The sequence below is a fragment of the Vibrio sp. D431a genome (assembly GCF_030248655.1).
Classification (GTDB): Bacteria; Pseudomonadota; Gammaproteobacteria; order Enterobacterales; family Vibrionaceae; genus Vibrio; species Vibrio alginolyticus.
In genome coordinates, this window is record NZ_JAHGAP010000013.1 from 126,564 (window position 1) to 146,936 (window position 20,373).

At 38.1% G+C, this 20,373-nt stretch carries 17 protein-coding genes; 15 read left to right on the plus strand and 2 right to left on the minus strand.

Features of this window, described 5'->3' with window-relative positions:
* Positions 1 to 48: 48 nt before the first annotated feature.
* From KJB35_RS11085 to KJB35_RS11115, 7 genes are all read left to right on the plus strand, one after another.
* Positions 49 to 1,722: an asparagine synthase-related protein gene (locus KJB35_RS11085; protein WP_085569708.1), complete on the plus strand. Its 1,674-nt coding sequence runs from the start codon at positions 49 to 51 to the stop codon at positions 1,720 to 1,722.
* Between the two features lie 4 nt (positions 1,723 to 1,726).
* The gene (locus KJB35_RS11090; protein WP_213885618.1) at positions 1,727 to 3,085 is read left to right on the plus strand and encodes a polysaccharide biosynthesis C-terminal domain-containing protein; all 1,359 of its coding nucleotides are present in this window, start codon (positions 1,727 to 1,729) and stop codon (positions 3,083 to 3,085) included.
* A 21-nt stretch (positions 3,086 to 3,106) separates the two neighbouring features.
* Positions 3,107 to 4,183, plus strand: coding sequence for an alanine racemase (gene alr, locus KJB35_RS11095; protein WP_085569706.1), 1,077 nt, complete (start codon positions 3,107 to 3,109; stop codon positions 4,181 to 4,183).
* Between the two features lie 282 nt (positions 4,184 to 4,465).
* On the plus strand, positions 4,466 to 5,515 hold the full coding sequence (locus KJB35_RS11100; RefSeq protein ID WP_238842876.1) for a hypothetical protein: 1,050 nt from the start codon (positions 4,466 to 4,468) through the stop codon (positions 5,513 to 5,515).
* The gene (locus KJB35_RS11105; RefSeq protein ID WP_085569704.1) at positions 5,508 to 6,770 is read left to right on the plus strand and encodes a hypothetical protein; all 1,263 of its coding nucleotides are present in this window, start codon (positions 5,508 to 5,510) and stop codon (positions 6,768 to 6,770) included. Before KJB35_RS11100 ends, KJB35_RS11105 begins: the two co-directional genes overlap by 8 nt.
* Positions 6,771 to 6,785: 15 nt before the next feature.
* Positions 6,786 to 7,331, plus strand: coding sequence for a DapH/DapD/GlmU-related protein (locus KJB35_RS11110; protein WP_054574219.1), 546 nt, complete (start codon positions 6,786 to 6,788; stop codon positions 7,329 to 7,331).
* Complete coding sequence (locus KJB35_RS11115) at positions 7,324 to 8,037, plus strand: WecB/TagA/CpsF family glycosyltransferase (protein ID WP_054574220.1); 714 nt, start codon at positions 7,324 to 7,326, stop codon at positions 8,035 to 8,037. Before KJB35_RS11110 ends, KJB35_RS11115 begins: the two co-directional genes overlap by 8 nt.
* A 78-nt stretch (positions 8,038 to 8,115) precedes the next feature.
* Here KJB35_RS11115 and wecA read toward each other — a convergent pair whose 3' ends face one another.
* A complete protein-coding gene (wecA, locus tag KJB35_RS11120) occupies positions 8,116 to 9,192 on the minus strand; it encodes a UDP-N-acetylglucosamine--undecaprenyl-phosphate N-acetylglucosaminephosphotransferase (protein ID WP_213885617.1) in 1,077 nt (358 codons plus the stop codon).
* A gap of 137 nt (positions 9,193 to 9,329) precedes the next feature.
* Entirely contained in the window at positions 9,330 to 10,655 is a 1,326-nt protein-coding gene (locus KJB35_RS11125) for an MBL fold metallo-hydrolase RNA specificity domain-containing protein (RefSeq protein WP_213907979.1), read from the minus strand.
* Positions 10,656 to 11,537: 882 nt separating this feature from the next.
* Here KJB35_RS11125 and wecB point away from each other — a divergent pair.
* From wecB to KJB35_RS11165, 8 genes are all read left to right on the plus strand, one after another.
* Positions 11,538 to 12,662, plus strand: coding sequence for a non-hydrolyzing UDP-N-acetylglucosamine 2-epimerase (gene wecB, locus KJB35_RS11130; RefSeq protein WP_213907980.1), 1,125 nt, complete (start codon positions 11,538 to 11,540; stop codon positions 12,660 to 12,662).
* Positions 12,663 to 12,682: 20 nt separating this feature from the next.
* On the plus strand, positions 12,683 to 13,948 hold the full coding sequence (gene wecC, locus KJB35_RS11135) for a UDP-N-acetyl-D-mannosamine dehydrogenase (RefSeq protein WP_213907981.1): 1,266 nt from the start codon (positions 12,683 to 12,685) through the stop codon (positions 13,946 to 13,948).
* 362 nt (positions 13,949 to 14,310) lie between these two features.
* Entirely contained in the window at positions 14,311 to 15,495 is a 1,185-nt protein-coding gene (locus tag KJB35_RS11140) for a glycosyltransferase (RefSeq protein WP_213907982.1), read from the plus strand.
* Complete coding sequence (locus KJB35_RS11145) at positions 15,482 to 16,681, plus strand: hypothetical protein (protein WP_213907983.1); 1,200 nt, start codon at positions 15,482 to 15,484, stop codon at positions 16,679 to 16,681. The genes KJB35_RS11140 and KJB35_RS11145 overlap by 14 nt, the downstream gene beginning before the upstream one ends.
* Positions 16,653 to 17,807 (plus strand): O-antigen ligase, encoded by a 1,155-nt coding sequence (locus KJB35_RS11150; RefSeq protein WP_213907984.1) that lies wholly within the window; start codon positions 16,653 to 16,655, stop codon positions 17,805 to 17,807. Before KJB35_RS11145 ends, KJB35_RS11150 begins: the two co-directional genes overlap by 29 nt.
* A gap of 72 nt (positions 17,808 to 17,879) precedes the next feature.
* On the plus strand, positions 17,880 to 19,139 hold the full coding sequence (locus KJB35_RS11155) for a glycosyltransferase family 4 protein (RefSeq protein ID WP_213907985.1): 1,260 nt from the start codon (positions 17,880 to 17,882) through the stop codon (positions 19,137 to 19,139).
* Entirely contained in the window at positions 19,123 to 19,734 is a 612-nt protein-coding gene (locus KJB35_RS11160; protein WP_047103859.1) for a sugar transferase, read from the plus strand. Before KJB35_RS11155 ends, KJB35_RS11160 begins: the two co-directional genes overlap by 17 nt.
* Entirely contained in the window at positions 19,727 to 20,356 is a 630-nt protein-coding gene (locus tag KJB35_RS11165) for an acetyltransferase (RefSeq protein ID WP_213885609.1), read from the plus strand. Before KJB35_RS11160 ends, KJB35_RS11165 begins: the two co-directional genes overlap by 8 nt.
* Positions 20,357 to 20,373: the final 17 nt, after the last annotated feature.

Below are 20,373 nucleotides of genomic sequence, written 5' to 3' on the forward strand. Positions count from 1 at the left end.
ATAGAATCAACTATAAAGTTATTCGTAGTTGATTAGTTGGAAATTTAAATGCTAATAAAAATAAACAAAACTTCGCAGACTGGTCTGAACAAAGACATTCAGTTTGATAATAAATTATTTTATTATCACGTATTTGGTAGCTTATACTTAGAAAATGAAAATGAAGTCATTAAGGCTATACTTGATAACAATAGAAGTTATTTGGCGAAATTAATTGGCAACTTTACTATTGTTGTTCTAGACCCTACCACCGGACAAATAAGAATTGTCTCTGATCGTCCGGGTAAACAAAATATATTTTACCATATAAGTAAAGGTTTACTTACAATTTCAGATGATTTCTGGGAGATAAAAGAAGCCTTATCGTTTGGCGTAGATGATCTTGATGTCACAGCAATTAAACAACAAGTCGTGTTTTTTACTGGTTTGAATGAGCGTACTATTATCAAGGGTGTAAAGACCGTACCTGCAGCTACTATCCTAAAAATAGAATTGGAAAAGGAATCTGTATTATCGGAACGATACTGGCGGTTTAGTTATCTTGATAACCAACTGTCATATGATGACAAGCTTGATTTAATTGATGAAACTTTTACCAACGCACTTGGTACAGTTAAAGCACTTAATCCTAATGAAGCGAGTTTTGCTGTAGGTATTAGTGGTGGACTTGATTCTCGTATAATTCCTTATTACGCCCAAAAAAATGAAATGCAGATAGAAGGCTTTACTATCGGTTTGGAAAGACCAAGAAAGTTGTTTCTATCTAATGATTTTAACAGCGCAAATAAAATTGCAGAACATTTTGGATTGGAGCGACGTACATTAGAATATAACTCGATACCTCTTAAAACACAGCTAGATATGGAATCAAACCTTGCTCCTGAAGTTGGTTCTCAAATTTTTAAGATTGTTGATGTTCGCGAGTTAAAATCAAATGTTTTAATTACTGGTGCTAGCGGCTTTGTCATTGGTGCATCTCCACTTTACAGTTCAATTAAACACAGCACGCTTCTTGACCACACATTATTGTACCAATCTTTGCTAAGTACAAAGCCAAAAGCAGCCAAAGTAAAGAAAGCAATTAACTCGTTTACAGGTTTGTCTTTAAACTTTAAACCAAAACTGAATATGTCTGGGTTTGGTGATTTCTTTACAAAGAGTGAGTTAGACGAGTGTGTTGCTGATATAGAAGCATTTTATGCTAAACTTGATACTCTCTCTAACTCAGAGAAGTTGATGAACTATGCGATTTTTGGCCTTGGAAGAAATAATGCCAAAGGTGCTTTTGAAAGCTTTTTAGGCCAAAAAGACTCTTACAGTATTTATACTCCATTCTTCTTAGATACTGTCCAGCAATTTAATGAAGACGAATTGCTCAATAGACAACTATTCCAAGAGTTTATTGCTAAAAGATTACCAGAGTTGTCTGCAATTCAAGGTCAAGACTTCAAGCCTACTCTATCTGGTAAACCGAACCCAATAACGACGGTTTCAAGAAAACTATTAGCGATGGGTAACTTCGTTATTAGGGGAAGCGGTGTAATGAATTATGAAAATTGGGTTAAATCTAATGAGTTTAAACAATTGAAGACTCGGTTGGATAGTGATACTAAATCGATTCAAACTGAATTAGGTTTGAGTTTCGATTATGGAGATCATAGGGTTCATCCTGCACTTCAACAAAATATCTTAAAAATGCAAAATATTTTGTCAAAGATATAATGTTATGAATTTTAATAGTATTAAATTACTATTGTTGAAGCCAGTAGTAATCTATCTATTGGCTGATATTTTAGTAAAAGGCATGCAGTTTTTGTTAATGCCCTCTGCATCTCATTTGTTGAGTATTCAAGAGTATGGTAAATTAACACTTTTCTTAGCTTTACTTACCGCTTTAGTACCTATGGTAAGCCTATCAAGCGAATCTGCTTATTCTATTTTCTACAATCAAGAATTAGGAAAAAATAAAAAAAGATTGTTTATAAATAGTATTCATGTTGCGGGTACGGGATTTGTTTTATTTACTTTAGTTACTATATTATTATCATTCATTGATGATTATCTCTTATTCAATATAGTTTCTTTAAAGTATCAAATGACAAAAATGTTCTGGATAGTATTCTTAGAATATTTTGTTAACTTGTATTTATTATCTTGTCGCTTAAGTTTTGATAAGACCAAATATTTCTTCTGGTTTATCTTTTACTTTGCAATGAAGTTTATTGTTGGTCTTACATCGATATATGTTTTTAAAAGTTCTGATTCATATTTAAACTCTATACTAGTTCTAAATATAGTGTTTGTATTTATTATTGTTTCTAGGTTTTTTAAGTTAACTGAATTCTTTAAAGAAGTACTTTCCTTTGATAAAAAGTCTTATTTTAGAATAGTAAAGTACTCTGCAATAATTTTACCTGTGAGTGTTTTTTCTGTTGTTAACTCCATGGTGGATAAAGCATATATTACTTCCTTATTAGCAGTAAAAGAGTTGGCAAATTATACGTCTATATTTTTACTAGCGGGTGCAATTCAAATTGTGATACTTGCGATGAACAAAGCATATATGCCTAAGTTATTAAAATTATACTCACAATATGGATACCTTTCTTTAGAAAAAATGAGTAAAAATACAAAGAGTCTCTTGATAACTAACTATTTGGTTTTTTTGTCTTGTATTTTTTTATTGCCGTTTATTTTTAAAATTATATATAGTGATAAAATAGAATTTAGTTATGATGTATTTGTAGTTCTTAGCTTAAGCTTTTTGTTTAATACATTGTATATACTTTATACTAATGTTCTTTCTCTGGAAGAAAAAACTGCAAAATACAAAATGTTTGGTTTTCTATTTGCTACGTTAGTAAATATTCCATTAAGTTATTTTTTAACACTAAGATATGGTATTTTAGGTTCCGCATCGTCGACAATGTTAAGCTGTATTTTTGCCGCGTTTATACTTTATGCTCTGGTTAATACTAAAGTAAAACAGCACTACCTTTTAAAAGAAAGCATTGCTTTTCTTCTTAGTGCATGCATGACGGCTGCGATTGTGGTGTACCTAAACACGCATCTAGCAATATTTTAGTAAGGAAGAAGGTAAATAATAGTGGCTGAGCCCTACCTATTAATTGATTTAGAATCGATTAAACATAACGCGAAAGTTCTAAGTGCAAAAACAGATGCTAAATGTGAGCTTATTGGTGTAATAAAAGCAGATGCTTATGGACATGGTGCATTAGAAGTTTGTCAAGCTATTGACTCTATTAGCACTTTTGCTGTCGCTCGCCTATCTGAGGGGCTAGCTTTAAAGAGCTCAGGTGTAAAAAAAAATATTTTAGTTTTCTCTGGTGTTAATACATACGATGATCTAATGCAGGCTATTGAGCATGAGCTTATAGTTGTAGTCCACTCCGAGAGTCAACTTGATATTTTGAGAACGCTTTCTACAGAAACCGAGTTGCAATGTTGGATTAAGTTTGACAGCGGTATGCATCGTTTGGGGCTACATGCTGATGAGCTTGATCGTACTCTTGAAGCTCTAAAATCTATGCCAAATATCACGGTAAAAGGGATCTTGAGTCATTACTCTTCTGCTGACAATGATTCTGAGCGAAGTCTTTTCCAGTTAGACAGTTTTGAAAGTACTACGTCTAACCTAAATGTGAGAACCTCAATTACAAACTCTGCAGGGCTTTTACAAGGTTACTTCAATGGTCAAAGCTATGCTAGAGTCGGTCTTTCACTATATGGCCTATCCCCTTTGTGCGATAAAATAGGTCCAGACTTAGGGCTGCGCACATCTCAATCTTTAAAGGCCTATGTTACCTCGGTGCGTCGCCATTCTAAAGGTGAACCTGTAGGTTATGATGGTGTTTGGGTTTCTGAGCGAGACACCAATTTAGCGGTGATTGGGGTTGGGTATGCGGATGGTTACCCTAGAAGTGCAAAAAATGGAACGCCAGTGCTGATCAATGGGGTTGAATACCCCCTTGTTGGGCGGGTTTCTATGGACTTAATCAGTGTCGATATTGGGAATAATTCTGCCGTCAAAGTGGGAGATGAAGTGACCCTATGGGGTGACTCTCTACCAATAGAACACATTGCGAAATGTGCTGGAGTTATTCCTTATGAGCTTCTAACGGGTGTTTCTAAGCGTGTAAGTCGTCGTTATTCTAGTAACTAAATGGTCAAGCTTTGGTAGTAATATTACGTCCAGAGATAGTCAGGTTTTATATTTGGTATCAATATGATATTTACATCTAAAGGTTATCTATACCTATTATTGGCGACGATGATTTTGTTTTTTATATCTCGACAAAATATATTAAACTTAGGAGCTTTAGCATACTTTAATCATATATACATACTGATTTGTATTGTCGCATTCTTTATCTGTATTATATATAAACCAGTTAAGAAGAGCTTTCTTTTTCTCTCATTTATACTTTTTACGTATTCGGCTTTCATGGTTTTTAGAAGTGGTATTCCTGTAATAAATATTTTACAAACGTTCTTGACTTTGAAGTTTGTATTTGTTTTCTTTGTTATGGCTTATGCTTTAAATACAGATAGACCAATGTTATTGGCTAAGTTTACGAAAGCACTTACGTATATTTTATTGTTCTCTTCTTTGTTTGTTGTTTCTGATTATTTAGTTCCTAATATATTATATACATTGGCAAAAGATGGTCGTGGGATTATGGGGATTACACCGGGATCTTTTTTCGGATCTCGTGTTTTATACTCTGGGTTTCTTCTCTTATACAGTATTTTGTTATTGTCATTTAAATACAATGATGATTCAAAAAGATATTTTATTTATAAACCTAAGCTTTACTGGTCTCTACTCTTTTTTTCCTTTTTTTTATTATTTCTAACATTTTCTAGGAAAGAGCTTTTAATTCTCTTAGTTGCATATGGCATTACCGTAATGTACAAAAATAAGGGGATAATAAGATTGATAGGTTCGATATTTCTCGTTCTTTCTACTCCAATAATCTTAGGAGGACTTTGGGTATTAATTGGTGACTCTGTTCTTGAGAACTTCAACGAAAACTATGTCCGTTATAAGATCTTTTATTATGCGATGGAGATATTCGAGTATAACTTCCCATTTGGTGCTGGCCCGGGGACATATGGAACCGTCATGTCCAAGATGTACACAGATGTGTATACCTTTTTTAACGTAGATAGGGCAATTATTGGTTATGGAAGTCAGATCGAAGGGCCGATTTTTGATCTGTTCTTTGTTTCACTGATTGCTGAGTATGGCCTTGGAATAATATTTGTTATGTGGTTTATCTTTCAGCCTTTTTTTGCTGAAAAAGATGGCTATGTTGACCAGGTTGTCCATGTTAGGTTGATTCGTATTAATGGATTTTTGATGCTTGTTGGGATTGGCTCGATGGTACCCATTATGGGGAATATGATAGGATTATTGCTTTTCTTTTTACTAGGGATATTGACGTCGAACAACGCTATCTTTGTTCATAGTCGGAAGCGAACAAATGCATAAAGTCGTAGAAACACATATTCTTGAAAACAACCTTAGCAACGAAGCTGAGGTTTGGCCTCTACTCAAATACCAAATGACTCGCCATATCACTCTGTCTAAAGGGGTGGAGGATATGGAGTTTAAATCAAAGTCATATATCTCATTGCTGCTTTCTCTGATTTTTAGCTTCTGCAACTTATTTAGGGCGAGATTCAATAAAAAGGCCACGGCTTACTTTGGTGCATTCTCCCGAGTTTCAATAAATGAGGGCGTGATTTATGATGAATTTGTTTCACCTGAAAAGCAGAAAAAACTTTGTACTTTGTATCATTGCTCAAATTTTGAAGGTGTAAAGCTCCTGACGTGCTTCAAGCGTGGTGTCATCTTTGAAAACCTGATCATAAAACTGCTAGTCGTGTTCATTAAACGTTTTGGTGGGCGTGCACGAACTCCTGAGCTCTCAGAGGAATTCTTCGCCTTATTGAATCAAGAATATGGCGTTTCCAAACAGACAGTAGAAGCCTTTTTACTAGATTACGAAAGTAAGAAAGCTGCGTATACGAAGCTCTTAAAATGGTTAGGCGTTCAAAACGTAGAAATCGTCTCTGCATATACAAAACCAGCCATTGTGAGTGCAGCAAACGGACTCGGCATTAAGACCCTAGAATACCAACACGGCTTACTAGCGCCTTACCACCCTTCGTATCACTATGTTGGTGAAGAACTTTGGCGCAGTAGCATGTTGCCAACCCGTCTGAAGCTTTATTCAAGTTATTGGCAAATGAAAATGCGCCAAGCTAACTTCGTTCCTGAACATGGAATAGAAGTCGAGGGGGCGTTACCCCAAGCTTGTGACGAAGTGAAGAAAGAGGTGTTCAACCAAGTAGGGAATGACAAGTTCTTCATTTTTACAGGACAAGGCATTTGCTATACGGAAGTTGCTGACTTTGTTGCAAGTTTAATCGAACAATTCCCAAACTATACCGTAGTTTATCGACCTCATCCGCGTGAGCATCAAAACCATACTCAACTCTCTGCGCTAGTACAAAACGAAAAATTCAAAGTAATCGACCGAGATGCCTACCAAGATACGCTTACTTTAATTGGTGCATCTAAAGCTCACTTCTCAATATTCTCCTCTTGTCACTTTGAAGCTTTAGAGCTTCTTGGGAGAACTTACGTACTTGATGTCGTGGAAAACAACTTAATGAAAGAAGGTGGTGAGGACGAAAATATAATCTTCATTACTAAAGCATCCCAAATTATGGACATATAGTGCCAAAGTACTTCTATGAAAAAGTTAAAGCTCGTAATTTATTATTTATTTTTCTACAACTTACCTAACTCAAGATACTTGCCACTGTTTAGTAAACTTCGTTGCTGGTACTTGACTCGAGTATTAAAAGTTGTAACGGCACATCCAAAAAACCGATTAGAGAATAGAATTTACATCTCTAACGCTTCTGAGTTAAAAATCGGTCATAACGTCCGCATCAACGAGAATGTCTTCATTCAAAGTGCCACAATAGGCAACAATGTAATGATTGCGCCAAACGTAGCAATTCTTTCCAGCACGCATAGTTATGAAAGATTAGATATTCCGATGGTTGATCAAGAAGATGTGTTTGGCCTTCCGCCAGTTATTGAGGATGATGTTTGGATCGGTAGAAATGTTGTTATAAAGCATGGCATTACTATTGGGAAGGGTGCAATTGTTGGTGCGTGCTCGCTGGTGACAAAAGACGTCCCAAGTTATGCAATTGTTGGTGGTGTACCAGCAAAAGTAATTAAATATAGAAGTGCCCAAGAAACAGAAAAGAAGTGCGAAAATGAATAAAACATGCAAAATTGGTGGGCTAGATATCTCTGCATTCGACAGTATGGATCACGCTGTTGACTCTATCTTACATCAGGGAAATGTTGTTAGTGGCTTTGCTGTTGCCGTGAATGCTGAAAAAATCGTATCAAGCTATGAACAGGCTGATGTAAAGAGAATCCTAGAGTCTGCGAGCATTCGTTATCCAGATGGGGCTGGGGTTTCTTTGGTCATGTCCAGGCGCGGCTGCCCAAGTGCGAGAATTCCTGGTTGTGACTTATGGTTGGAGCTAATGAAAGGGTCTGCACCGCTGAGTGTGCCAGTATTTATCGTTGGCGCTAAACCAGAGGTTAACCAACAGACCGTTGATAAGTTAAAACAAGAACTTAATGTTAATGTCGTTGATGCTTGCGATGGCTATTTTAAAGATGAAGCGGAGCTTATAAACAGAATTAAGGAAAGCAAAGCGAAAGTCATAACGGTGGCACTTGGCTCTCCTAGACAAGAGAATTTTATTAACAAATGTCGTGAAGTTTATCCAGATGCCTTCTACATGGGGGTAGGCGGTACTTACGATGTGTTCACGGATCGAGTGAAACGTGCTCCTCAATGGGCTCAGAAGTACAACCTTGAGTGGTTTTACCGTTTAATATGCCAACCGACAAGAATTACACGTCAAATTAAGCTTGTTAAATACTTGTCTCTAGTGGTGACAAAGAAAGCTTAATTTTACTTTCTTGTATAAATAGAAAAATGCCCACGGTGTTGCGGGCATTTTTTTGATTTCAAATTATATTACAAAGAGTTAGCTATTTGAAACCGTAACTGTTTCAGGCTTTCCCAGCTTGCTACGCACATAACTGGTGATGCGCCAAACGTAAGACAGAATAAAGCAATAAGCCACAAAACAGGCGATGAAGGTATAGAACATGATAGCTTCAGATAGACCGGTCAATTCACCATAGATACCAAATGCCGCATATGCAGATGCAATCAGGCAAATCACAACAAGAGTTTGTTTCGAGCTTAAACCCATACGTTGGAAAATATGATGCAAGTGTTCTCTGTCAGGTTTGAATGGCGAATCCCCGCGGCGAACGCGGCGAATCATGATGGCCGCCATGTCCATCAACGGAACCGCAATTAACCACAATGCTGTTACTGGACGCATCAAAGGTTTGCTTTCTGCTTGGCTGACACCGAGCAACAGCCAAATAACTGTAAAGCCAATCATCATGCTGCCTGCGTCACCCATAAATACTTTTCGAGCGCGCCCTAAAATACCCAAGTTCATGAAAATATACGGCAGCATGGCAACAATAATTACCACACAGAGGTAAGCTAAGCCGTGTTGGGCGTCTACCCTCAATAAATAGGCAAGAGCGCCAAAGGTTACAATAGAAAGCCCACCCAGAAGACCATCAATGCCGTCTACCATATTAAAAGCATTGATTGCACCTATCACCGCTAACACTGTAATCACAATGCCAGTCCAACCTAAGTTGATTTCACCAAAACCGAACATGTTTCCTAAACTGTGCAGTTCAATACCGGCAATATGAATCATCACTAAAGACAAGCCAGCCTGAACCCCCATGCGTATCTTGAAACTCAAGTCGACCTTGTCGTCGATGGCTCCGATAAGCGTTAAGAGTGCGATAGAACATACATACAGCCAACTGTATTCGATAACTTGTGGTTTAAAGGTGAGAAACTGGATAAGAACAATGCAGATAGAAATCCCACCGATAAGTGGAACAGCACCTTCATGTAACTTCCTTTCGTTTGGTTTATCGACTAAGCCAACCGACTTAGCAACCTTACGCATGAGAAACAAAGTGGCAAACGAAGAAAAGAAGATAAATAGAAGTTCCAGAAACATAATAGTGCCAACTGCCATTGTAATTATTCGACGGCTATTTTAACCGACAAGGTAACTATCTCAAGGAGAAAATAAGCAACGAAATGGTAGCAAAACGTTACTTTTACACTATTTCTCCTGATTTACTTATCAGTAAATTAAAGCACAATGTTCGTTTTTTTCCTGGCAAAATGTTGATACAGCTCCGCTTTTGCCATTCTTTCACCATGAATCAAATGCACTTCTTTTGGCGGCGGATTAATTCCTTCTACAAATCGAATTAGATCAGATTGATCTGCATGAGCAGAATAGCCAGACATCGTATGTATTTGAGCTTTCACTTTAATTTTCTTTCCTTCGATATCAACTTCACTCGCCCCTTCTTGAATTTCTCTCCCTAGCGTTCCCTCAGCTTGATAACCAGCAAACAGCACATCATTACGGCTATCGGGTAACAACGCATTAAGATAATTTACCACTCGACCACCTTCGCACATCCCAGAAGCCGCAACCACAATAGCTGGTTCAGACGTGCTCGCCAGACGATTCACCAATCTCATATGTTCAGCATGAGTCTCAATCGTAATACATTGTTCAAACGCTAAAGGGTGACGTTGCTGCTCCAAACGCTGCTTCGCTTCTTTACCCCAAAGCTTTTTAAAGCGCCGATAAGTTTTTGTCACCTTCCGTGCTAAAGGCGAATCAAGAATAATCGGTAGGGCTCCATGTAAAGACTCCTGGTACAAAAGCTGTTCAATATCGAATAACAGTTCTTGTGTTCTACCTACACTAAAAGCAGGAATAACAATCACACCACCATCTTCCAGTGCATGTTCGACAATAGAAAGCAGCCGAGCACTTCTACTTTTCACACTTTCATGATGCTTATCACCATAGGTCGATTCAATAAACAAATAGTCCGCTTTTTCTGGCGGCTTAGGATCAGGGAGTAAAGGCGTATCACTTGGGCCGAGATCGCCAGAGAATACAATTACGTCATTATTTGAGAGTTTAAATTCCAAATAAGCAGAGCCTAAAATATGGCCCGCAGGTTGAAAGCGTAAATAAGCCAACCCCTTAAGAGGAAGCCATGTGTTGTACTGGCACGGCACCAATCGCTGCTTAATTAGATTTAAGATGTGCTGTCTTTGATGCTTGCCTAAACCCAGTTGTAGCTTTAATCCATCCTCTAGCATAAGAGGGACCAACTCAGCAGTAGCTTGTGTGCAGTAGATTTTACCTTTAAAACCCGTAGCGAGTAACCACGGTAATCGGCCTATGTGGTCAATATGAGCATGGGTCAGCACCAGTGCTTTTACCTTGGCTAAGGAAAATTCTATCGCCATCGAACGGTCATGACGGCCTACCAATGCATCCTTACCCTGAAATAACCCGCAGTCGATCAAAATGCTCCCGTGCTCGAGTTGCAGTTCATGACAAGAGCCTGTCACCGTATTCTTCCCACCATGATGAAGTACTTTCATAACGATCTCCTTTTCATGAGCATCAATGTAATGAATTCAAGAAAGAAGAGGGAGAGGCAACCAGCCAGATAAACACAAAAGTAGGAGTCAAAATGCTAGGAGAGTGTCAAATGGTATTTTTAGTTGCACTAAATTGTGATGCATATTCCACATAGTCAACTTTTTGCATTTTGTAATAAATAAAAATGAATAAATGCGTATTATAAAACGCGTTTTAGGTAGGCAGAATTTACGATCTTCTTGTCAAACTGACAGTTTGCATTTTGGCCAGTTGTCATAAGAAAGCCATTTTTTTGTCAGCGTTGTGCTTTTCGTTGCAACCTGTTTGCTATACAATCCTTTGCCTTGAGCACAAATGATAAAAAAACAAATGCATTGCCTTTAGGAGCCAGACCTAAGGGCGGTAGCGTGCCAAAAAGCAAAAAAAGTTCTCCGAGTGACATAAAAATGTCGCCAGACAATAAATACAATTAAGCACACTGTTGCATTTCTGGCAAGGCTCTATAAGTAAAATAGAGACTTCAAACAAACACTTAAAGCACCTCCTGTTACGTCAGAGGAGGACAAAACAGTAATGAACACTGTTTTAAAAAGATAATAGCTAGGCATCAGGTTTATCAACCAATACCTATCAACCACAGTCTTCACAAGAGCTTCTTCTTTGCGAAAATGACTGACCCGCCTAAATTATCTACCTAGATTTATGTTTCCCAAAGGTATCGCTTGCGCACTTGTGGCGCATTCGTTCGTGTCTTTTCCTCTGGGGTTATTGTGCTGTCCGGAAACAATGCTTTTTTGCTTTTTAATGTAAGAAGAAGTGTTGTATCCATCACTCGCGATTATTCACATCAACGTCCTATTCTTTGGCCTAGGTTATTTACAATGTCTAAAAAGAAAATTCTCACCGTATTCGGTACACGTCCAGAAGCCATAAAAATGGCTCCTCTAGTTCATGCGCTTGCAAATGATGAGCGATTTGACGCGAAGTGCTGCGTTACCGCTCAACATCGAGAAATGCTGGATCAGGTTTTAGAGTTATTTGAAATTAAGCCTGATTACGATCTTAACCTGATGAAAGTGGGTCAATCTCTCAATGATGTAACCGCACGTATCTTACTGGAACTTAAACCAGTACTTCAGGAATTTAAGCCAGATGTAGTGCTTGTACACGGTGATACTGCAACTACCTTTGCTGCAAGCCTTGCAGCTTACTATGAGCAAATTGCTGTGGGCCATGTAGAGGCAGGTCTGCGCACTGGCAATATTTACTCGCCATGGCCAGAAGAGGCAAACCGAAAACTAACTGGTGCGTTAACTACCTATCACTTTGCTCCTACAGAAACCTCGCAACACAATCTGCTACAAGAAAACATCAATTCAGACAATATCAGCATCACAGGTAATACCGTTATCGATGCTCTATTGATGGTTAAAGACAAAATTGATAACGACAGCGCGCTTAACCAACAATTGGCAAGCCAGTTTCCAATGCTTGATGAAAACAAAAAACTGATTTTGGTTACTGGTCACCGTCGCGAAAGTTTTGGTGGCGGTTTTGAACGCATTTGTGAAGCTTTAGCTAAAACCGCGCAAGACCATCCTGAAGCACAGATCTTATACCCAGTACACCTAAACCCGAATGTAAGAGAACCAGTAAATCGCATTCTGTCAAACGTCGATAATGTGCATCTTATCGAGCCTCAACAATATCTGCCATTTATCTACCTAATGAGTCGAGCACATATCATTCTTACCGACTCTGGCGGCATCCAAGAAGAAGCTCCTTCCCTAGGCAAACCTGTATTAGTTATGCGTGACACAACAGAAAGACCAGAAGCCGTTGCCGCGGGCACAGTAAAGCTAGTGGGTACAGATGTAGATAAGATTGTCACTGGTTTAGATGTATTACTGAATGACAAAGAGGCTTACCAAGCGATGAGCTTTGCACACAACCCTTATGGTGATGGTCTAGCGTGTCAGCGTATTTTAGAAGAATTAGCAAAATAATCATTTAGTTAGGAAAAATTATGTCTTTTGAAACAATTTCAGTTATTGGCTTAGGTTACATCGGCTTGCCAACCGCAGCCATGTTTGCATCACGTAAGAAAAAGGTAGTAGGTGTTGATGTAAACCAGCACGCAGTTGATACCATCAACCAAGGAAAAATCCATATTGTTGAACCGGATCTCGATATGATCGTAAATGCAGCCGTGTCTGAAGGTTACTTGAAAGCAACCACAGCGCCAGAGCCGGCAGATGCATTCTTAATTGCGGTTCCAACGCCATTTTTGCCATGTAAAGAAGGTGAAGTACCAGCGCCTGATTTGTCTTACATTGAGGCGGCAAGTAAAGCCATTGCACCAGTTCTTAAAAAAGGTGACCTCGTTATTCTTGAATCTACGTCACCAGTGGGGGCCACAGAGCAAATGGCCGCTTGGCTAGCTGAAGCTCGTGGTGATCTGACTTTCCCACAAACGCATGGTGAACAAGCGGATGTTAATATCGCTCACTGTCCGGAGCGTGTATTGCCTGGCCACGTTGTTCGTGAGTTGGTAGAAAATGACCGCGTTATTGGTGGTATGTCTACTCGCTGCTCTGAGCGCTCAGTGGAGTTATACCGTACTTTTGTGCAAGGTGATTGTGTCGTGACAAATGCGCGCACAGCGGAAATGGCAAAACTGACAGAAAACAGCTCGCGTGATGTTCAAATCGCTTTTGCTAACGAACTTTCAATCATTTGCGACAAGCTAGACATCAATGTATGGGAATTGATCGCATTGGCGAACCGCCACCCTCGCGTAAACATCCTTCAGCCAGGACCTGGTGTAGGTGGCCACTGTATTGCGGTTGATCCTTGGTTCATTGTGTCAAAAACACCAGAAGAAGCACAAATTATCCACACGGCACGTAAAGTGAATGACGGCAAACCGGAGTGGGTAATTAATAAAGTAAAACTGGCAATTGCCGAGTTTTTACAAGCAAACCCAGATAAAACAGCCCGCGAGGTGACGGTTGCTTGTTACGGTTTGGCCTTTAAACCTGATATTGATGATTTGCGTGAAAGCCCTGCAATGGCTATCACACAAAAAATTGCCGAAATGCATGCAGGTCGTGTTATTGCAGTAGAACCAAACATTGATGCAATTCCGGAAAAACTTAAACATGTTGAACTAATGGACTTTGAAGTCGCACCGAAAGAAGCGGATATTCAAGTTTTGTTGGTTGATCATAAAGAATTTAAACATAACATTGTGAGAACGAGTATTGTTATTGATACGAAAGGTATATGGTAAATATTAATAATATCAAAGATAAACAGACAAGCTGACGATCATCAACACTCTTAATCAGTTAGCTATATTAAAGCTAGGAAAAGCCATGAATGTGTCGGGGGATCTCTTAAGTTAGTTGAGCTTAATATGAAGAGGCTGTCGTGTAATCTCGGAAGCTGCATACCGGCATCCTCTGAATGTTGAGTGTGGTGTTTGGATGGTTTTTCAATGCAATAAATATGTTAACTAATTAAAAGCCTGCAGAGAAGGTTTAGAAAGGAAGCAGCGAAAAGCTATAGGAATCCCTGTTATTTTTCGCTAGTCCTTGTGTGGTCAGAGTTTATGATATACGGGCACAACAAAGTTAGGTTTTGGCTAATAAGATGCAGAATTCAGGAAAGAAGACAGTTCTAAATGTTTACCCCTCAAAATTTGGAGGCGGCGCTCAAAGTGTATTTAAGAATACTTGTGAACTGCTAAAAGAAAAAGGAGACTTTATTTCTCTAAATGGATCGCTAGACGTTGATTCTGATTTGGTTTTGAAAAGGTCTATCTTTGGTATATCTAATATAATACGAACTTTTATATACATTAAAAAAAATCAAGTTGATATTTTTCACTTTCATGGTGGTTTAACTCTTGGTATTTTATTTCCTTTTTTACTCTTAATAGGTTGGTTACAGAAAAATATAAGAGTAGTATTTACTGCTCATAACTATGCAATGATCTGTCCAAGCCAGAAAAGATATCACTATAAGGCTAGAAAACCATGCGATCGCTGTAGTTTCTCTAGTCTAAATATGTCCTATTTCTCATCTGGATGCGAAGAGAAGAAAATAGGAATTAAGCTTGTAAAATGGATGTATAGTGTTAATTTGAGATTGGCTTTACTTGGTGACATGGTTAGTGTGTTAACACCAAGTACTTTCTCTGCTAATGTTTTTAAAAGTAACAATATTGAAAATATTGTGGTAGCAAATAATCCGGTTAATTTTTCTAATGAGAAGTCACAGGTCAACCCACAAAGTATAGAATTTTTAAAAAATGAAATTGTATTTCTTGGTAGATTTGTTGAAGAAAAAGGAGTTTATGATTTTTGTGACGAGATTATAAGCAATAAAAATTACTACAAGAATGTGAAAGTTAATCTTATCGGAGATGGACCTGAAAAAAATTCAATAATATCTATGCTTGAGGAGCATGGGATTGACTTTACTGACTTTGGGTTTTGCGATAAGGGTAGAGTGAAAAGAATATTGTTAAATTCAAATGTTATTGTTGTACCCTCGATATGGGATGAAACATTTGGACTGGTAGTAGCTGAGGCAATATTTAATTTTTGTATTCCAGTAGTTTCAAATCGAGGTGCTCTACATGAAATTGTAGATAAAGCCGGGGTTGGTAATGTCTTTGACTGTTCATCAAGCCAGGATTTGCATAGGGCGATCGAAAAATCATTTAGTGAATATAATGAAGTAGAATGGAATAAAGTTCTACTTAACTTAAGTTTACATTTGTCTGATGATAATTACTTTTCTCATTTAAAGGCTGTTTATGATTGTAAATAGAGCTGGAGTTGATTTTTTAAGTGAGCGTAATATTTATCTAGCAATAAAGGTTTTTTCAGTAAGCGTGCGACTAGTAATACCATTAGTTACTTATACTCTCGGTGAGTCGTATAGTAGTGACTATCATGACGCTTTCTTGATGGCTTGGACTGCCGGTTATTTGTATTTGACTTTGATTTCGTGCGGTTTTCATGATGAGTTAATTAGGACAGATAAAGCAGGTTTGATAGGAAACATTAAATGTTCAGTTATAGCAATAACCGTAAACTTTTCTTTGTTACTTTTTTTTCTTGCTTTTTTGGGGAGTGAATTCCTAAGGCTGTATATAGTAGTGTTAGTATTTAATTATACTTACTCCCTGGTTATTTGTGCTGAGCGCGTGATGCTATATAAAAGCAAAAAAAATAGATTGGCTATATTTTCTTTATTTATTGCTTTTTCTAGTTTTTTATTTATTGTTTTATGCTATTTTGGTTTGATTTCTATTGAGGAAATGCTGTGCTATTGCTCTGGTGTGGCTTTTATTTCTTCACTTTATATTTTCTCTGGCATGATCAATAATGTAAATGTATCAGTTAATGAATTGTTCACTTTCTATAGGTCAAGTTTTTTACTTTCAATTCAAGTAGTTCTGATTGGAATATATGCAAGGTTAGAACAGTATATATTTGCAAGTTACTCCAGTTCGGATTTTTCTAACTACTTCCTCTCAATGAGAATTTTAGATGTTTTCTTTGTTTTTTTGAGTTTTCAATCTCAGTATAATCTTATATCGAGCTTTAAAACTGAAAGTAAGTTGAATATATTAAATTATGCAAAGATACCAATCGTTTTGTTTTTTGGGATGGCTAGTGTTCTAGTTTTATCTCTTGCTATAGTTCATTTTTCATCTCTGGGTTTGAGTTATCCGAATGCAAAAAATGTTATCTTAATCTCTCTTTTGTGTAGTCCTATGATACTTTTGAAGGCTGTTAATAATTTTTTTGTGGACTTGTTTAAGAGAGAGGTTAGAGATAGAACTAATGTGATTGTTATTGTTTTATGTATTGCTTTTGGTATACCAGTATCAATGTGTCTTATTAGTGAATTTGGCTTAGTAGGAGCAATAATTTCGGCATATTTTAAATTAATTATTTTTATTCTACTGGCTGGTGCTAATGAAAAGTTACAACCAAAAATCATTTAGCTTATTTTTTTCTATTTCTCTTGTCGTCCTAGTGGTTAACTTCTTGTTTTTAGGACGTAAGGGCGTGTTGAATTTACATCATGCCGATTACTCTTTCTTTGATTCGATTTTTGTTATTTTCTTTTCCTTGTCATTAATCTTGACTAAAATGATAGATAGAAGCGTTAGGGAAATAAAAATAGAGCCTACGTTTTTGTTCTTATTGGCGTTGTTTTTTATTGTTTTTTTGTTGGGAATTCCCGGTTATTTTTATCTTGACTTTCAACTTGTATATTTAGATAAGACTTTGAAGTTATTCTCTATAATTGTGTTTATTTTCTGCATACAATTAATGTCCAGACGAGAGTTTGTTATTTTGAGCTATGTCTTTTATGCTTTGGGATTTCTAGCTTTTTGTTATTTTTTATTTTCTAGTGGAAAACGTGTCGGAATCGCAGGTGCAGGTTCAATAACAACGGCAAGAGTTTTCCTTTATTCTTTGATTTTATATATAATTATTGATACCACGATATCTAAAAGTGTGAGTTATTTAAAACACGTGCTATTGTTTTGTATGGTTGGATCGGGTTTGATTGCAACTTCTACTCGAGCAACGTTAATTCTATATATTTTATTTTTAATATACTATTTGATATTTGTGTACAAAGGGAAAAATAAGTTTATAACTTATATTTTGCTGTTTTTTTTATCCCTTTATATGATTGATTTTTTTCTTAGCAGCAATATTTACTATAGACTTTTAGTTCTATCAGATGATGGCGGTGGAGAGAGTGTAAGTGCAAGGTTTACATATATTGAAAAGGCAATTGAGTTGGCCGGAAGTTATGCCTATATGGGTTCAGGATGGGGAACTTATGGGTATCTTTCTTCCGGTGAGGTTAAGTTTGACTATCCGCACAATCTTTTTGTTGAACTTCTGCTTGAGAGTGGATGGTTGTCTCTTTTAATTGTGTTTTTTTTCATCTGTATAAGTCTCTTTTCATTGCTTAGAATGAAGTTTATTTTCGTGGTCTTATTTTTGATTGTTTTTTTGAATTCGATGATCTCTGGTGATGCCTATGATAATAGAATGATTTTCTTTACACCATTTTTATTAGCTAGACTCGATTTAATTTCATCTCAGTGATTCTGGTGTGCTCTGTTTTTATTATTAACCACCTTTATAACGTTTAGAGGTTATTTGTTTTTGAGTTTATATATGAATATTCTTTATTTTCACCAGCACTTTTCAACACCTAAAGGTTCCACAGGAATACGTTCCTACGAGATGTCAAAGCGCCTAATTCACCATGGGCATAATGTCACTATGGTATGTGGCACATATGGTGGAGGAGAGACAGGGTTAGAGTCAGAGTTTATTGGTGGCAAACGTGAGGGCGTCGTCGATGGTATCCGCATCATTGAGTTTGATTTGGCGTATTCCAACTCAGATGGCTTTCTTAAAAGAAGCATGACTTTTGTTAAGTTTGCCCTAAAAAGTATCGGCTTAGCTTTTACAGAGAAATACGATGTATTGTTTGCGACAACAACACCATTAACAGCGGGTATTCCAGGTATTTTTGCACGTTGGTTACGTGGAAAGCCTTTTGTTTTTGAAGTAAGGGATTTGTGGCCTGAACTACCAAAAGAAATGGGGGTAATTACAAACCCTATCATTTTGGGTTTGATGTCTCTATTAGAATGGGCGTCTTATCGCAGTGCGAATCGCTGTATTGGCCTTTCTCCTGGCATTGTCGAGGGAATCAAGAAGCGTGGAGTACCTAAAGACAAAATCGCGATGGTGCCCAATGGCTGTGATCTCTCCATCTTTACTCAACCAAGCGAGCCATGGCGACCAGAAGGTGTCGCGCAAGAAGATTTGATGGCGGTTTTCACTGGCACTCATGGTATGGCGAACGGTTTGGATGCTGTCTTAGATGCAGCGACAGAGTTACAAAGCCGTGGCCGAAACGATATTAAGTTAGTTTTGGTGGGGCAAGGTAAGCTAAAACCACAATTGGAGGCGAAAGCTAAAGAGATGCAGCTGAATAACGTTGTATTTCACCCTCCTGTAAATAAGCAGAAGTTGGCGGGTTTGATGGCAAGCGCTGATGTTGGAATGCAAGTGTTGGCAAATATCCCTGCTTTTTATTACGGAACATCTCCGAATAAATTTTTCGATTATATTTCTGCGGGCCTCCCTGTGATTAATAACTACCCAGGTTGGCTAGCAGGGATGATAGAAGAATCTCAGTGTGGCTTTACTGTGGCTCCGGAAAATCCGCAGGCGTTTGCAAATGCCTTAGAGCAGGCGGCAGATAATCGAGAGGCGCTTGTTAACATGGGGGCATCCGCTCGACAGCTTGCTGAAAGTCAGTTTGACCGTCAGTTGTTAGCTGATAAATGGGTTCAGTGGGTAGTAGGAACGGCTCAATCAGATGTGAAATCTGCAGAGGTAAATAATGAAAAGATCATTTGATTTCACGGCTTCTTTATTTGCCCTTATTTTACTTTCACCAATTATCGCGCTCGTAGCTTGGAAAATACGCAAGAACTTAGGCTCGCCCGTGTTGTTTCGTCAAACACGTCCTGGTTTGCATGGCAAACCATTTGAAATGGTTAAGTTCCGTACCATGAAAGATGCAGTCGATTCACAAGGAAATCCACTTCCTGATTCCGAGCGAATGACTCCGTTCGGAGACAAATTGAGAAATTCAAGTCTCGATGAACTTCCAGAATTGTGGAACGTGTTAAAGGGTGAGATGAGCTTAGTGGGGCCACGTCCTTTATTAATGCAGTACTTACCGCTTTATAGTAAAGAGCAAGCAAGACGTCACGAAGTCAGGCCTGGCGTAACGGGCTGGGCTCAAATTAATGGGCGTAATGCGATTAGTTGGGAAGATAAGTTTAAGCTCGATGTCTGGTATGTCGATAATCGTAACCTATGGCTAGATATCAAAATTCTGTTCCTAACCGTTAAAAAAGTGTTTGTGAAGGAAGGAATATCGGCAGATGGCCATGTCACGATAGAACCTTTTACTGGTCAATCAAAGCAGAGCGAAGTCCATGAATAGAACTTGCGCAATTTTAGGCGCTAGTGGTCACGGGAAAGTCGTTGCTGAAATTGCGGAGCTAAATGGTTATACAAACATTGAGTTTTTTGATGATCGCTGGCCAGGGTTGCAAAATGTGGAGCATTGGCCAGTCAAAGGGAATTCCGAAACCTTGTTAAAGATAGCGGCGCAGTTTGATCTAACGGTGATAGCAATCGGCAATAATAAAATCAGGTTAGAAAAGCAGAATCAGCTCAGTACAGCTGGCGCTAAGTTCTCTGTACTAGAGCACCCTAGGGCCACAATTAGTCGGCATAGTCAGCTTGATAAAGGTACGGTGGTCATGGCTGGTGCTGTCATCAATCCTTTTGTCAAAGTTGGTAAAGCATGCATTATTAACACGGCTGCAACTATAGACCATGATTGCAGTTTGGCTGATGGTGTGCACGTTAGTCCTGGTTGCAATATTGCTGGTGGAGTGACCATCGGTGAGGGTAGCTGGCTCGGTATCGGAAGCCAAGTTAAACAACTTATTTCCATTGGTACGGGCGTAATGGTAGGAGCCGGCGCGACTGTCCTGAACCATGTACCAGACTTACAAACTGTTGTGGGTACGCCTGCACAGCTCGTAAACTCAAAATAACATTCTCAGAATAATTT